This window comes from Burkholderia sp. IMCC1007, from assembly GCF_027257875.1.
GTDB lineage: Bacteria > Pseudomonadota > Gammaproteobacteria > Burkholderiales > Burkholderiaceae > Burkholderia.
In genome coordinates this window covers 16,313-30,809 of sequence record NZ_JAPVQY010000006.1, presented here as the reverse complement: position 1 = coordinate 30,809, position 14,497 = coordinate 16,313, and the positions used below count along the sequence as shown (strand labels likewise).

Below are 14,497 nucleotides of genomic sequence, written 5' to 3'. Positions count from 1 at the left end.
GGCGCACCGGTGGCGTCGATTCGAACGGTTTTCGTCATCTCCGCTGCTCCGTTTCAGGTAATTTCCGGACACGCGTGTCCGGGCGCGTTGACACTTCCGCTGCCGCACTGCCGGCAAAGCCGCGCAGTCGGTATGACCTGCGGTTCGAGCAACTGGCCGGCCTGTTCCGCTTTTCCTTCTTTCTTCAGCGCGTAGGCAAGACCACTTAATAGGTCAATATGTTCTCGGCGACCACCTGCTTCAACTCCTTCAGAACGAGCGTGAGAAGACGAGACACTTGCATTTCGACGTCGCCCTCAAACGTAACGAGGGCACTCACCCTGTTTCCTTCAATGCTGCCGAGCCAGTCGAGGTCTTGCAGGCGTGTCGACCACAATAGCAACGGCACGCCTCGCGGCAATCGACTCAATCGGTAATCCGCGCTCGTCTTCGACGCTTTGGGAACGTAATCTGGCATGAGCGACTCGCTCCATGTACGATGGGCATCGATGGGATCGTCAATCTGGAGAAGCGCGACTTCCGGCATCGCCGTGAAGCAGGCTACGGTCACTGAAACCGCGGCCGCGCCGGGGCTCGGACCAATGACGACACACACGCGGGCCCTTTCCGAAGGCGGTAACAGCCAATTCCACGTCGAAGCCTCCGACGATACCGTGTCCAGTTTCCTTGCACTCATCCCGATCTCACCTCGCATGTCGTCGAAACAGTCTCGGACCGCACCTGGCGAAGCAATCGCGCCGCTGTGCGGGATTCTCTCGATGCACTGCCTTATCGGAGATTCAACATTGATCGACATCCCCGCAATGCAATCAAACTGAGCACACCGAGCAGCATCAGGTAAAACGCCGGCGAGGCCAAATTGCCTGTCTGATGGATCAACGATGCGACGATCAGCGGCGCGAAACCGCCAAAAAGCGTGACGCCGATGTTGTAGCTGATCGCCATGCCGGTCGCTCGGGTTTCTGTCGGAAATACTTCCGACATCAGCGCTGGCAGCGCGCCAAAATAGACCGCCTTCAGCGTCCCGATCCAGGCCATCATCGCAATGAGCCGTCCCAGATCGGGATGCGCGCCAAGCAATTTGAAAACCGGATAAATGGTCAGAATGAATGCCATTCCGGCCCAGATCATCAGCCTGACGCGGCCGATCCTGTCCGACAGATAGCCAACGAACGGCGTAACGAACGTCAGGATGGCGCCGGTCAACATCGTTGCAATGAAACCGAAACTGGCGGGCAGATGAAGCTCACGTACCGCGTAGGTCGGAATGTAAAGAATGACGTAACTGGCGCCGGTGGAAAGGACGAGCGTGCCGATCGCCAACAACATTCTGGCTTTCTGATTGACGAACACTTCCCTGACCGGGAACGATTCGCGCCTTTCACGCGTTGCGCCGTCGGCCTCATGCACGTGCTTTCGCAAGTACAGGCCAACGGGGCCGATCAACACACCAAAGAGAAACGGTATGCGCCAACCCCATGTGTCGATGGCGTCTCCATCGAGGGTCAAGGTAAGGAGAACGCCAAAACCGGCCGCGAGCATATAGCTCAATCCCTGACTCGCGAACTGGAAGCTGGCGAACAATCCCTTGCGTTCTGGACACTGTTCCACCAGAAATGCAGTTGTACTACCGAACTCACCGCCGGCGGAAAAGCCCTGAAGTAGTCGAGCGCAGATGACCAGAATCGGTGCGATCACGCCGATCGACGCGTAACTCGGCGTCAGTGCGATCGTCGTCGTGCCGACCATCATCGTCACGATCGACACCATCATCGATGCCTTGCGACCGCGACGATCCGCATACGAACCCAGCACCAGCGCTCCGATCGGCCTGGCCAAATACGAGATCGCGAACGTCCCGAACGTCAGAAGAAGGGATACCCCGCTGCTCGACGCCGGAAAGAAAGCCTTTGAAATCGAGATTGCGAAGAATCCGTAAATCAGTATGTCGAACCACTCCAAAGCATTGCCGACGGTTGCGGCGGACACCAATCGCAACACGTTTGGAGCATGTTCTCTTGTCGGCGCGGCATCCACCATTTCCATAGTACGCATCTCATTCTCCGTTAACTTACGATAACAAGTGCATTAAAAACTGGCGGTCTTATGCCTGGACGACAAGCGCTCCTTCCTTGCGCCGATCCCGGACGGCGGATCCCGACTCTCCGAGATCCCAAAATATGCCGGCCATGATCTGCAGCGCCTCGCGCGCGACGCTTCCAAGCAGGTGTTCGTTCGGCGCATGCTGGGAGCAGGCTCCGTATGAGTGCGGAATCCAGACCGTCGGAAGGCCCAGCACCTCGGAAAAGACGTCGTTGGGCAGCGACCCGCCAAGATTGGGAAGCAAATCCGGATGCTTTCCGGTCGTGCGCTCGATTGAATCGAGCGCCCATGCGACCCACGGATCTTCCGGCGGCAGGCGCGTGGCGCCCATCCGCTCGCCGATTGCAACCTCGACCGTATCGAACCCGCACTGATCGAGGTGATGCCGTAGAACTTCTTCGATACGCTCGCAATCCGTACCGACGACGTATCTGAGCTGGCAATGCGCGTGTGCAACGGGAGGAATCGCGCCGATCGGGCTGGTCGGGTTACCGCTCGTAAAGGCCAGTACTTCCAGCGCGTTCCATGCATAGACACGCTCCTGGGCTGTCAGGCCAGGTTCGCCCCAATTGCCATCGACGTGAGGATCGTTGGGCCCGCCACCGACGGTAATATTCTTCAGCGCAGTTCGTACCGCGGCCGGAATATGCGTCGGCAACAGCGCGTCGACGAGGATCCGCCCACGCCCGTCAACGAGCGACGAAATCGCGTTCGCGAGTACGGTGCCGGCATTGCTGAGCGCTCCGCCCCAGTTTCCGGAATGATGTGCGCCCGACCGGAGCCGGACGGAAAGCGTGAAGTTGACGAAGCCGCGCGACCCGAGAAAAACACAGGGGACATTCGATCTGGCCCGGGGGCCATCCGAAGCGATCAGAATGTCGGCGGCGAGAAGCTCCTTGTTCTGCTCGCAGACCGCACGCAGCCCGGGCGATCCTGTCTCTTCCCCCATCTCGAGCAGCAGCGTCGCATTGAAACCCAGGCGTCGATTCCTGGCCTCGATGACTTGCTCCAGCGCGGCCAGGTTGATCGTGTGTTGCCCTTTGTTGTCCGCCGTGCCCCGCCCGAACCATCGGTCTCCTTCAACCGTGATGTTCCATGGCGACATCTGGTCCTTCCACTGTCCGTCATAGCCACGGACGACATCACCGTGCCCGTACATCAGGATCGTCGGAAGCGAGAGATCCTCGATACGCGTCGCAATCAAAAACGGCGCGCTCCCCGCAACCGCATTCTCGACGATACGAGACTCAAAGCCCATACGGTCGATCGATGGCGCGATCTCGTCGACGAGGTATGCTCGAAGCTCGCCGGCCCTTCCGGAATCCTGACTTTCCGTCATCATGTGGACGCGTCGCGCGAGATCTTTCAGGAAGCCGCCCGAATCGAAATATTTTGTGGCAGAGTCGATCGCTTGGTGGCGCGTCATGGTGATCCTCGCGTGTATCGTGGAGAGCGGGTTGTTCAACCCTGATGGATCAAGCGTACGGAGCCAAAACGTGCACTACAATTGACTTTTTTGCGTGCCCTGCTTTCCAATAACGCAAACTTGGCGGCCGTCATGCACAACGCTGCACTCCGATACTTCCTTGCCGTTGCCAACACCGGTTCGCTGAGCGAGGCGTCCGAGAAGCTGCACGTTTCGATCTCGGCGCTCAGCCGTCAGATTACGAAGCTCGAGGAGGAGGTTGGCTGCCCGCTGTTCGAGCGCCAGGCGCGTGGCATGGTCCCCAACAAGGCCGGGGAGCTGTTGGCTGCGCATGTCCGTAGAACCCTGCTCGAAGGTCAGCAGGTGATCGAGGAAATCAAGGCGCTGAACTCGTTCGATCGAAGCACGATCCGCGTCTCGACGTCGGAGGCATTTGCCCGGGATGTTCTCCCTCGCGCCATCACGCAATTTCTGGAAAAGTCGCCCGGTACCCGTTTCGAGGTGGCGGTGACTGCGCCGGCAGAGGTGACGGCACAGGTCCGCAGCGGCGAAGCGGATATCGGCCTGACTTTCGGTGTCGTACGCGAGCCGGAGATCGACGTCGAGTACACGCAGAGCGCGCCCATTTGCGCCGTCATGCCCCGCTCTCACGCGCTGGCCGGGCATGCGACGGTGTCGATGGCCGAGTTGCGGAATTTCCCGATTGCGCTGCTTGACCGCGGCACGACGATCCGTCAGCTTTTCGATACGACGGCGAGCCTCGAGAATCTTCTCTTTGAGCCCGTCCTGACCTGCAACAACTCCAGCACCCTGTACGCATTCACTCAAATGTCGGGGGTAGTGTCCCTGACCAGCCGCCTGACGGTGCAGGCGCGTCTGGCGGCGGACGGCCTGGTAGCGATACCGATTGATCATCCGGGCATGTCGTTGCGTGCGATCCAGATCCAGACCTTGTCGGGCCGAGTGTTGTCGACCGTATTGGTCGACTTCGTTGGCGAATTGGTGAAGCAGTTGCATACGACCGACTAGGTACACGGCGACGCAGTATCTGTGACTACCCAGTCCCGACATACCACGAACTGGGGCGGCAAAGAACCCACGAACCTGAGCAGAACCCCCTTTGCCGTCCGCCCAAGGACGCGCCTTTCTTTTGGTTACTTTTCTTTGGAAGACAAAGAAAAGTGACCGCCGCCCCGCGCAGGGGCGACGCTAATAGACCGATAGCAAAACAGGTTCAACGACAAGGGCATGGAGACCGTTACCGCCGGTACGCTTGGTCCACTACGGAGTTGACGAAATTATTTTGATTCGTTACGCGCGCGGTATTCGGTCGGCGTGGTCGCCAGGTATTTCCGGAATAGCCTCGCCAGCTGCGCGCCACTGTTGATGCCACAGCGTCGCGCGACCTCGTCGACAGGCAAATTCGATTCCACCAGCATCTTGCAACTCATGTTCAGGCGCGCGCGCAGCAGATAGTCGGATGGTGTCATGCCGATCTCGCTCTTGAACCTTCTCAGGAAATTGCGCTCGCTCATGGCCGCAACTCGTGCCGCGTCGTCGATCGACACAGGCCGGTCGACGTTCGCCTCCAACCAACGCGCGGATGCCGTGATCTGCTCGCTCGCGCGTGGCGCCATGCTCGCCGCAACGGGCGGACCGAACGGTGTAGGCGCCGGTGCCGCCAGCGTCGCAGAAACCTCCCCCGCCGGCACTTCGCCCAAGTCGTCTCCGACAATTTGCAATGCCATGCGAACGGCGTCTGGCTCGTCGCTCGGCAGACCTGCCGCATCCAGAAGATGCTTTCCGTCACTGATCGGATAAACGCCTTCGCAAGACGGATGCTTTCGGCGCAGCCAATCGATCAGCCGCTTATCCCGACCGGCCTGATGAGCGGCTGTTCCGCCGGCGACAAAGACGATGTGCTTGCCGTCCGCGCGCCGCCGCGAATCGATGCTTTAACGATCGAGTTTGCCGAAATCCGTCATCTGTGCGCTACGGAAACTTGGTACCGTATGCTTGACATGCCACCCTAGCGCGTTCCCAGCGGGCGATTGGCTCAATTAAAAGGTTCAGCCGCGCGGGACGGATCAAACCGGATGAAAATCAGCAATGAGCGCTGCATTGAACGACGCCCCGCTACACACTGCGATACCGCCAGGCCGCTTGCTGTTGCCGCCGGGGCCGCCCACGCTCGCGCCGGGCATCGTGCACAGCAATTTCAGCGTTCAAGGCGACGCGCGTCGAAGCTTCCTGGCCTGGCAGGAGCGAATGAGTCCTGTCTACGACATTCGGCCTCCGTCAAAGCAAGCTGAGGATACGTTCGATGCATCGCTGTCCCGTTACACGATCGACAATCTGAGCCTCTTCGACTTTCATACGGGGCCGAACCTGGCCGTGCGATCGTTGGGTCGGGTGTCGACCGAGAGCGTTCGCGACATCACGTTCAGCGTATTTGTTGAAGGGCCGCCGGCCCGGTTCCTGGGCGGCAAACCACGGTCCGAGGTGCCGCACGCGCCAAGTATCCTCGCGCTGGACATGGATCAGCCGTGCACGGTTCGGAGTTTTCAGAGTCGTATACTTCTCCTTTTTGTGCCGCGCGCTTTGGTGGAAAGGTCCTTCCCGGATGCAGCCTCCCTGCATGGCCGCTGGATTCACCCTACCAACCCTCTGACGCGCGTACTGATCGAACACGTGGTGGCGCTCAGGAGAGGAATCGTCGGCCTGAGCAAGAAGGAAGCGCATCAATCCTTTCTCACCGCTGTAGAGCTGATCGTTGCAGCTTTCAGCCATCAAGCTGGTCTTGCCGGTAACGCTCGCGCGGCGGTACGGGCAGCTGTTTACGGACAAGTGCGGCGGTATGTGGAAACAAATCTGCATGATCCGAATTTGTCGCCTGACAGCGTGTTGGCATCGCTACATCTCTCACGCGCCAGCGTGTATCGCATATTCGAGCATGAAGGCGGCCTGGCGGCCTATATCCGCAACCGCAGGCTGAGAATGGCGGCCGATGAGCTGGTGCGCTTTCCGCATATGGAGGTCCAGGACATTGCGTCGGGGTTGGGTTTCAATGATGCGTCGAGCTTTACGCGCGCATTTCGTCGCGCGTTCGACATCGCGCCACGAGAATTGCACGAGTACGCACCGTTGCTCCAGCGCGGAAGCACAAAGCGGGAGCGCTTCACATAGAAGCAGTGTTGAGCAGGTTGGATCGGGGCTGCGATCGCGGCCCCCTTCCCCCCTACTCGACGTTATCCGCAACATCCGTCATCCGGATCATATGCGGCTTGATGCCGTCGTCTTCCGCCGTCGCGGCCTCCTTCGGATGAATCAGCGCTTCGAGCCGCGCCTTCGTCGCGACGAACTCGGGCGTATTGACCTGCGAATAATCGCGCGGCCGCGGCACCGGCACCTCGATCAGCTCCTGCACGCCGCCCGGATTCGCCTTCAGCACCAGAATCCGGTCGGCCAGAAAAATCGCCTCGTCGAGGTCGTGCGTGATGAACAGGATCGTCACGTCGATGTTGCGCCAGATGTCGAGCAGATGCGTCTGCATCCTCGCACGCGTCTGCGCGTCCAGCGCGCCGAACGGTTCGTCCATCAGCAGGATGCGCGGACGGTTCGCGAGCGCGCGGGCAATCGCCACGCGCTGCTTCATGCCGCCCGACAACTGATGCGGATACACGTCGGCGAAACGCGTCAGCCCGACGAGATCGAGCCACTGCAACGCCTCGCGCTCGGCCTCGCTGCTGCCGCTGCCGTTCATTCGCAGACCGAACATCACGTTCTTCTTGACCGTGAGCCACGGAAACAGCGTATAGCCCTGGAACACCATCCCGCGATCAGCGCCCGGCCCGTCCACCGGCTTGCCGTCCAGCAGCACTTCGCCGCTCGTCTGCGCGTCGAGCCCGGCCAGGATCCGGATCAACGTCGACTTGCCGCAGCCGGACGGGCCGATCACGCACACGAACTCGCGCCGGTGCGTGCGGAAACTGATGTCGTCGAGCGCGATGCACTCGCCCTGCGGCGTCGTGAAACGCTTGCCGACGTGTCGCACGTCGAGTATCACGTCGCGGGCCTTCAGTCGCGCGAAGCGCTCGCGCACCGCGTCGGATTGAATCAGGTAATCGGGAACGGCTTGCGGGTTCTGCATGATGCCCTCTGCGGAAATCGGTCGATGGGAACGTGCGGGCGGCGCTCACGCTTTCAGCGTGCGGTCCCACGGAAAGAGCCGGCGGCCGAGCAGCGCGAGCACGATGTCGGTGCCGAGGCCGATGATCCCGATCATCAGGATCGCCGCATACACGTTGTCGAAATGCTGGTAGCGCGCCTGCTGGCTGATGTACCACGTGATGCCGGAACTCGTGCCGACCAGCTCGGCGACGATCAGGTACGTCCACGCCCAGCCGAGCAGGATCCGCTGATCGCGATACAGGTCGGGAAGCACGCCCGGAATCACGACGTGCGTGAGCAGCTTCAGCTTCTTCGTGCCGAGCGTCATCGCGGCCTCGAACAGCCCGTATTCGAGCTTGCGCGTGGTGTTCGCAATGATCAGCACCTGCTGGAACAGCGTGCCGATCACGATGATCGCGATCTTCGGCGCATCGTAGATGCCGAGAATCGCGACCATCAGCGCGCCGAACGCGGGTGCCGGCAGGTAGCGGAAGAATTCCAGGAACGGCTCCTGCAGCCGCGCGAGCGCACTGAAGGTGCCGCAGACGATGCCGAGCGGCACGCCGATCGCGGACGAAATCACGAAGCCCCAGAAGATGATGCGGATGCTGTGCCACAGGCTTTCGTGTAGCCATACGCCGTCGCGCGACGCGGGCGGCGTCGTGAACGCCGTGTAGAACGCGCGCAATACCTGGTGCGGCGCCGGCAGATAGACCGGATTCGCGCGCACGCCCTCGGGCACCGCCGTGTGCGCGGCCCGTGCATGCGCGAGCTCGTCGTCGAACACGTCGCGGTCGATCTGCATGCCGGTCTGGAAATAGTCGACGCTGCCCGGATTCGTGATGCGCATCTGCGGATGCCAGACGAACGGGACATAGCTGATCAGGCACCAGACGGCGAACGGCAGCAGGAAGGACGCCAGCCCGAGCGTCCATCTGCCGCGTGTCGTCAGTTCCCGGCGCACGGCGAGCCATCCGGTCGTGTTGTGGGTCGTTGTCATGTGAATCTCCGTGTCGTTTCGGGTGCCGGTCGCGCGGATGCCGCGGCATCCACGCGACCGTGCGTTCATTGCAGTAGGCCGCTGGCCGCCTGCGCACGGTAAGCGCGCCAGCCGCCGAAGCGCGTGATGTCCTGTGCGTCGTCGAGTGCCACGCTCTCGCACAGGAAGCCTTGCACCCGCGAACCGTCGGCGAGTGTCAGCGTGCCGATGCCGAGCGGTGCCGCGATCCCGGCGACGAAACTGCCGTACGCGTCGACCGGCATCTCCCAGACCTCGACCGCGATCGGCGCGCCGCCGTCCGGCACGCGCACGAGCCCCGGTTTCGCGACGCCGCCGCTTGCGTCGGCGGACAGCGCATAGAGGCGATAGGCCGGCGCGGTCGTGGTCGCGGTGACGAAGCGCGCGCCACGCTGCGTGAGTTGCCCGTTCAACGGTTCGCCGCGCAGATGCGCACCGACGACGGCCACGCGCACGACACCCGCGGCTGCGGCACGCGCCGGCGTCGCGGCCGCGGGCGGCCGAACGTCGCCGACGGCGGCAGCGCCATCGCCCCACGCGTGCGCGAGATCGAGCAGCCGCGCATCGTCGTGCGCGCGGCCGACGAACGTGATCCCGAACGGCAAGCCCGCATGCGGTCCGCTTTCACACGTGCCCGCCGGCACCGCGATCGCCGACAGGTCGAGCAGGTTCACGAAGTTCGTGTAGTAGCCGAAGCGCGAATTGATCGCGATCGGATCGGCCTCGAGCGCATCGACGGTCGCGGTCGTCGCCGAGGTCGGCATCACGATCGCGTCGAGGCCGTCCCACGCGCGGGCCGCATCGACGCGCAGTGCCGCAAGCCGGTCGAATGCGGCGAACGCATCGGCGGCGCTGAAGCGCGACGCGCCGCCGATGATTTCGCGGATCACCGGATGCAGCGCATCGGGCTCGCGCGCGGCGAATGCGCCGATCGCGGCGAGCCGCTCGGCGACCCACGGGCCGTCGTACAGCAGCCGCGCGGCGGCGAGGAACGGGCCGAAGTCGATTTCGACGACCTGCGCGCCGGTCGCGCGCAGCCGTTCGAGCGCCGCACTCCACGCCGCGCGATACGATTCGTCGCCGAAGAATTCGAGCTGATCGGCACGCGGCGTGCCGAAGTGCAATTGCCCGAGCGGGCGTGCCGGCTGCGCGCGCAACCCGTCCGCACCCAACAGCGGCTGCCAGGCGCGCCCGTACGGATCGCCTTCCGTCACGCCGTGCGCGGCGGCGAACACGGTGCGCGCGTCGTCCGCCGAACGCGCGAACACCGACACGCAATCGAGCGACCGGCAAGCCGGCACCACGCCGAGCGTGCTCAGCACGCCCCGTGTCGGCTTGAGCCCGACGAGCCCGTGGAAGGCGGCTGGCACGCGGCCGGAGCCCGCCGTGTCGGTGCCGAGCGAGAACGTCGCGACGCCGAGCGCGACCGCTACGGCCGACCCGGAACTCGAGCCGCCCGACGCATAGCGCGGGTCGAGCGCGTTGCGGCACGCGCCGTAAGGCGAGCGCTGTCCCGAGAGTCCGGTCGCGAACTGGTCGAGATTGGTCTTGCCGACGGGAATCGCGCCGGCCGCGATCAATCGCTGGACCACGGGCGCGCTGCGTGCCGGCGTGTACGCATACGCGGGGCAGCCGGCCGTCGTCGGTATGCCGGCGAGGTCGATGTTGTCCTTGATCGCGAACGGCACGCCGTACAGCGGCAACGACGCGATGTCGCGTCCGGCCAGCGCGTCGGCGTACGGCATCATCTCGTCGCGCGTCAGCGGCCGGATCCACGCATGGTGCGGGTCGCCTGCGTCGAAGTGCGCGGCGATCGCGTCGACGAGCGCCTGCGGCGTCAGGCCTCCCGCCGCGTAGCGCGCGCGCAGCGCGGCAATCGAGTGCAGCCCGGGCAGAACCGAGCGTTCCGTCGTGCTCATGCGACCTCCTCGGCGGCGCCCGCCTTCATCACCATCAGCCGCTGGCCGGCCACCACCGCCGCACCCGGCGCGCAATCGATCGTCTCGATCGTGCCGTCTTCCGTTGCCGTCACCGCCACCTCCATCTTCATCGACTCGACGATCGCGACGACCTGCCCTTCGGTCACGCGCTCGCCGGCTTCCACCAACACCTTCCAAACGCTGCCCGACACGTCCGCGGCGATCGCCCGCTGCGTATCGTCGAGCGCGCCCGCTACGCGGTCCGCTTGCGCGTCGCCCGGCTCGCCGTCGCCGACGTATTCCGCGTGGCCGGCCACGCGCCAGCGTTCGCGCTCCGCGTCGAACGCGGCCTGCTGCGTCGCCTTGAACGCGGCGATCGACTCCGCCTCGTCGTGCAGGAAGCGGTTGTAGGCGCGCAGGTCGAACACCGATTCCTCGATCTTCAGCGTCGCGCGGCCCGCGATGAAATCCGCGCGCAGCGCGCTCAGCTCGGCCTCGCTGACTTCGTAGAAGCGAATCTCGTCGAAGAAGCGCAGCAGCCACGGCTTGCCGGCTTCGAATTCGCGCGTGGTGCGGTGGCGATTCCACATCTGTACGGTGCGGCCGACGAACTGATAGCCGCCCGGCCCTTCCATCCCGTACACGCACAGATACGCGCCGCCGATGCCGACCGCGTTCTCCGGCGTCCAGGTGCGCGCGGGGTTGTACTTCGTCGTCACGAGCCGGTGCCGAGGATCGAGCGGCGTCGCGACGGGCGCACCGAGGTAGACGTCGCCGAGGCCCATCACCAGATAGCGCGCGTCGAACACGATGCGCTTCACGTCGTCGATGCTCGACAGGCCGTTGATGCGCCGGATGAACTCGATATTGCTCGGGCACCACGGCGCGTCGGGCCGCACCGACTGCATGTAGCGCTCGATCGCGACACGCGTCGACGGGTCATCCCACGACAGCGGCAGATGCACGATGCGGTTCGGCACGCGCAGGTCGGCCACGTCGGCGAGTTCGCGCTCGGCGGCCTGCAGATGCGCGAGCAGCGCGTCCAGCGGCAGCGTCCGCGCATCGAACTGCACCTGCAGCGAGCGGATGCCCGGCGTCAGGTCGAGCATGCCGGGCAGCGGGTGCGCGTCGAGCCAGCACATCAGTGCGTGCACGCGAAAGCGCAGATTCAGGTCGAGCACGAGCGGCCCGTATTCGACCAGCACGTTGCGATCGCCCGAGCGCCGGTAGACGACGCCGATGCCGCCGCCGGCCGACGGGTCGCGATGCAGCACGCAATCGTCGGATGAGCCGGATGACCGCGCTGCGCCGGATGCAGCAGTGGCAACGTCACGCGTCGCATCCACCTCCGCAGCGGCCGGTTTTCCGGCCGACACGCCCGCGCGCACGAACTGCACGGTATCGCCCGGCCGCAACTGCCCGAGCTTCCACAGCTCGTCGCGCACGACCGTCACCGGACACACGAAGCCGCCGAGGCTCGGCCCGTCCGGGCCGAGAATCACCGGCATGTCGCCGGTGAAATCGACGGCGCCGATCGCATACGCGTTGTCATGGATATTCGACGGATGCAGCCCCGCCTCGCCGCCGTCCGCACGCGCCCATTGCGGTTTCGGGCCGATCAGCCGCACGCCGGTGCGGCTGGAGTTGTAATGGACGGTCCACTGCGTGCCGTACAGCATCGCGATGTCGTCCGGCGTGAAGAAATCCGGCGCGCCATGCGGACCGTCGAGCACGCCGAGCGTCCATGCATGCGTCAGCGCGGGAATATCGGCCGCGGCCAGCGTCGCGCCCGCGTCGCCGCGCCCGGCGTCCGCGTGCAGATGCAGCACGTCGCCCTTGCGCAGCGCGCGGCCCGCATGGCCACCGAACTGGCCCAGCGTAAAGGTCGCCTTGCTGCCGAGATAGTCGGGCACCTGCAGCCCGCCCTTGACGGCCAGACACGCGCGCACGCCCGCGCCCGTCACGCCGCCCAGTTTCAGTACCGCGCCGGCTGGTGCACGCACGACCTGCCAGAACGGCACCGCTTCGCCGTCGAGCGTGGCCGCGAGCGGCGCACCGCCGAGCACGAACAGCGTCGCGGTATTGAAGCGCAGCGTCGCGCCGACCATCGTGAATTCCAGCCCAGCCGCGTCGCGCGCATTGCCGAGCAGCGCGTTCGCGAGGTCGAACGCGCGATCGTCCATCGGCCCCGACGGCGGCACGCCGACGCTCCAGTAGCCGATGCGCCCGGGCGCCTGCTGCACGGTGGTCTGCACGCCGCCGTCGAGCACGTCGATCGTGTGCGGCGCGAACGCAAAGCGCGACAGGAAGGCGGTCGTCGGCGCGCCGCGCGCGAACGTGTCGGAGCCGACGACCGCACGCAGGTAGTCGAGGTTGGTCTCGATCCCGTACAGCTCGGTCTGGTCGAGCGCGGCACGCAGCGCGGCCAGCGCGTCGCGCCGCGTGTCGCCGCGCACGATCAGCTTCGCGAGCAGCGGATCGTAATGCGCGCTGATCTCCGTGCCTGCCTCGATCCAGCCGTCGACCCGCACGTTGTCGGGAAACGCGACGTGCGTGAGCAGCCCTGCACTCGGCTGAAACTGCTTGTTCGGATCCTCCGCATAGAGCCGCACCTGGATGCTCGCGCCGCGCGAAGCGACGGCGAGCGTGTCGAGCGGCGGCAGGTCGCCTTCGGCCTGCAGGATCATCCATTCCACGAGATCGACGCCCGTCACTGCCTCGGTCACGCAATGTTCGACCTGCAGCCGCGTGTTCACCTCGAGGAAATAGAACTGCCGCGTGCTCGCGTCGAACACGAATTCGACCGTGCCGGCCGACGCGTAGCCCACCGCGCGCGCGAGCCGCACCGCGCTCGTGTGCAGCGCGTCGCGCTCGGCGTCGGTCAGGTCGGGCGCGGGCGTTTCCTCGATCACCTTCTGGTTGCGCCGCTGCACCGAGCAATCGCGTTCGCCGAGCGCGATCGCGCCGCCGCGGCCGTCGCCGAAGATCTGCACTTCGATGTGCCGCGCGTGTTCGACGAACTTCTCGACATACACGCCCGCATGCGCGAAGTTCGCGGCGCCGAGCCGCACGACGGATTCGAACGCCGCGCCGAGCTGCGCGGCATCGCGGCACAGCGACATGCCGATGCCGCCGCCGCCCGCGGTGCTCTTCAGCATCACCGGATAGCCGATCGCATCGGCTTCGGCGAGCGCCGTCGCGACATCGTCGAGCAGCCCGGTGCCGGGCAGCAGCGCGACGCCGTGCGCGGCCGCGAGTTCGCGCGCGGTGTGCTTGAGGCCGAACGCGCGCATGTGATCGCCGCGCGGCCCGATGAAGCGCAGGCCCGCCGCTTCGCATGCGTCGGCGAAGCCCGCGTGCTCGGACAGGAAGCCGTAGCCGGGGTGCACGGCCTGCGCGCCGGTCTCGCGCGCGGCGGCGCGGATCGCCGCGACGTTCAGATAGCTGTCGGCCGCCGGTGCGGGACCGACACGCACGGCTTCATCGGCGAGCGCCACGTGGCGCGCGTCGCGATCGGCATCCGAATAGATCGCGACCGATGCGATGCCGAGGCGCTTCAGCGTGCGGATCACGCGACACGCAATTTCGCCGCGGTTCGCGACGAGGACTTTGGCGAATCTCATGTTGCCTCCCGCCGGGCCGCCCCAAGGAAGGCAACCGCCCCCTCGGGGGGCAGCGAACGATAGTGAGCGTGGGGGTAGTTCATTCCGCCTCCCGCCGGGCCGCCCCAAGGAAGGCAACCGCCCCCGCGGGGGGCAGCGAACGATAGTGAGCGTGGGGGTAGTTCATTCCGCCTCCCGCCGGGCCGCCCCAAGGAAGGCAACCGCCCCCTCGGGGGGCAGCGAACGATAGTGAGCGTGG

The 14,497-nt window shown here is 64.9% G+C and carries 11 protein-coding genes; 3 read left to right on the top strand and 8 right to left on the bottom strand.

Features of this window, described 5'->3' with window-relative positions:
• Positions 1–205 precede the first annotated feature (205 nt).
• The 3 genes from O1Q03_RS08035 to O1Q03_RS08025 form a co-directional block, all read right to left on the bottom strand.
• Positions 206–595, bottom strand: coding sequence for a hypothetical protein (locus tag O1Q03_RS08035; protein ID WP_269502665.1), 390 nt, complete (start codon positions 593–595; stop codon positions 206–208).
• 173 nt (positions 596–768) lie between these two features.
• Entirely contained in the window at positions 769–2,055 is a 1,287-nt protein-coding gene (locus O1Q03_RS08030) for an MFS transporter (protein ID WP_269502664.1), read from the bottom strand.
• A gap of 49 nt (positions 2,056–2,104) precedes the next feature.
• Complete coding sequence (locus O1Q03_RS08025) at positions 2,105–3,529, bottom strand: M20 family metallopeptidase (protein ID WP_269502663.1); 1,425 nt, start codon at positions 3,527–3,529, stop codon at positions 2,105–2,107.
• A 132-nt stretch (positions 3,530–3,661) separates the two neighbouring features.
• Between O1Q03_RS08025 and O1Q03_RS08020 the strand changes: the two genes are divergently transcribed.
• On the top strand, positions 3,662–4,558 hold the full coding sequence (locus O1Q03_RS08020) for a LysR family transcriptional regulator (RefSeq protein WP_269502660.1): 897 nt from the start codon (positions 3,662–3,664) through the stop codon (positions 4,556–4,558).
• Between the two features lie 269 nt (positions 4,559–4,827).
• Here O1Q03_RS08020 and O1Q03_RS08015 read toward each other — a convergent pair whose 3' ends face one another.
• Complete coding sequence (locus O1Q03_RS08015) at positions 4,828–5,277, bottom strand: helix-turn-helix domain-containing protein (RefSeq protein WP_332112521.1); 450 nt, start codon at positions 5,275–5,277, stop codon at positions 4,828–4,830.
• 48 nt (positions 5,278–5,325) lie between these two features.
• Here O1Q03_RS08015 and O1Q03_RS39965 point away from each other — a divergent pair, with 48 nt between their 5' ends.
• Positions 5,326–5,562 carry a hypothetical protein gene (locus O1Q03_RS39965; protein WP_332112520.1) on the top strand — a complete coding sequence of 79 codons (237 nt, stop codon included), beginning with the start codon at positions 5,326–5,328 and terminating at the stop codon, positions 5,560–5,562.
• A 76-nt stretch (positions 5,563–5,638) separates the two neighbouring features.
• Positions 5,639–6,715 carry a helix-turn-helix domain-containing protein gene (locus tag O1Q03_RS08010; protein ID WP_269502658.1) on the top strand — a complete coding sequence of 359 codons (1,077 nt, stop codon included), beginning with the start codon at positions 5,639–5,641 and terminating at the stop codon, positions 6,713–6,715.
• Between the two features lie 52 nt (positions 6,716–6,767).
• Here the strand turns inward: O1Q03_RS08010 and O1Q03_RS08005 are convergent, their stop codons facing one another.
• The 4 genes from O1Q03_RS08005 to uca all read right to left on the bottom strand — a co-directional run bounded on the left by O1Q03_RS08005 (position 6,768) and on the right by uca (position 14,259).
• Positions 6,768–7,679: an ABC transporter ATP-binding protein gene (locus tag O1Q03_RS08005; RefSeq protein ID WP_269502656.1), complete on the bottom strand. Its 912-nt coding sequence runs from the start codon at positions 7,677–7,679 to the stop codon at positions 6,768–6,770.
• Between the two features lie 45 nt (positions 7,680–7,724).
• Positions 7,725–8,699 (bottom strand): ABC transporter permease, encoded by a 975-nt coding sequence (locus O1Q03_RS08000; protein ID WP_269502655.1) that lies wholly within the window; start codon positions 8,697–8,699, stop codon positions 7,725–7,727.
• Positions 8,700–8,764: 65 nt separating this feature from the next.
• Positions 8,765–10,636, bottom strand: a complete 1,872-nt coding sequence (atzF, locus tag O1Q03_RS07995; RefSeq protein WP_269502653.1) for an allophanate hydrolase — start codon at positions 10,634–10,636, stop codon at positions 8,765–8,767.
• Positions 10,633–14,259, bottom strand: coding sequence for an urea carboxylase (uca, locus tag O1Q03_RS07990; RefSeq protein WP_269502651.1), 3,627 nt, complete (start codon positions 14,257–14,259; stop codon positions 10,633–10,635). The genes atzF and uca overlap by 4 nt, the downstream gene beginning before the upstream one ends.
• Positions 14,260–14,497 lie beyond the last annotated feature (238 nt).

Bases quoted from the DNA above. Each gene is read 5' to 3' on its own strand.
- O1Q03_RS08030 (WP_269502664.1), bottom strand. From the start codon at position 2,055: ATGCGTACTATGGAAATGGTGGATGCCGCGCCGACAAGAGAACATGCT.
- O1Q03_RS08025 (WP_269502663.1), bottom strand. From the start codon at position 3,529: ATGACGCGCCACCAAGCGATCGACTCTGCCACAAAATATTTCGATTCG.
- O1Q03_RS08020 (WP_269502660.1), top strand. From the start codon at position 3,662: ATGCACAACGCTGCACTCCGATACTTCCTTGCCGTTGCCAACACCGGT.
- O1Q03_RS08015 (WP_332112521.1), bottom strand. From the start codon at position 5,277: ATGGCATTGCAAATTGTCGGAGACGACTTGGGCGAAGTGCCGGCGGGG.
- O1Q03_RS39965 (WP_332112520.1), top strand. From the start codon at position 5,326: ATGCTTTCCGTCACTGATCGGATAAACGCCTTCGCAAGACGGATGCTT.
- O1Q03_RS08010 (WP_269502658.1), top strand. From the start codon at position 5,639: ATGAGCGCTGCATTGAACGACGCCCCGCTACACACTGCGATACCGCCA.
- O1Q03_RS08005 (WP_269502656.1), bottom strand. From the start codon at position 7,679: ATGCAGAACCCGCAAGCCGTTCCCGATTACCTGATTCAATCCGACGCG.
- O1Q03_RS08000 (WP_269502655.1), bottom strand. From the start codon at position 8,699: ATGACAACGACCCACAACACGACCGGATGGCTCGCCGTGCGCCGGGAA.
- atzF (WP_269502653.1), bottom strand. From the start codon at position 10,636: ATGAGCACGACGGAACGCTCGGTTCTGCCCGGGCTGCACTCGATTGCC.
- uca (WP_269502651.1), bottom strand. From the start codon at position 14,259: ATGAGATTCGCCAAAGTCCTCGTCGCGAACCGCGGCGAAATTGCGTGT.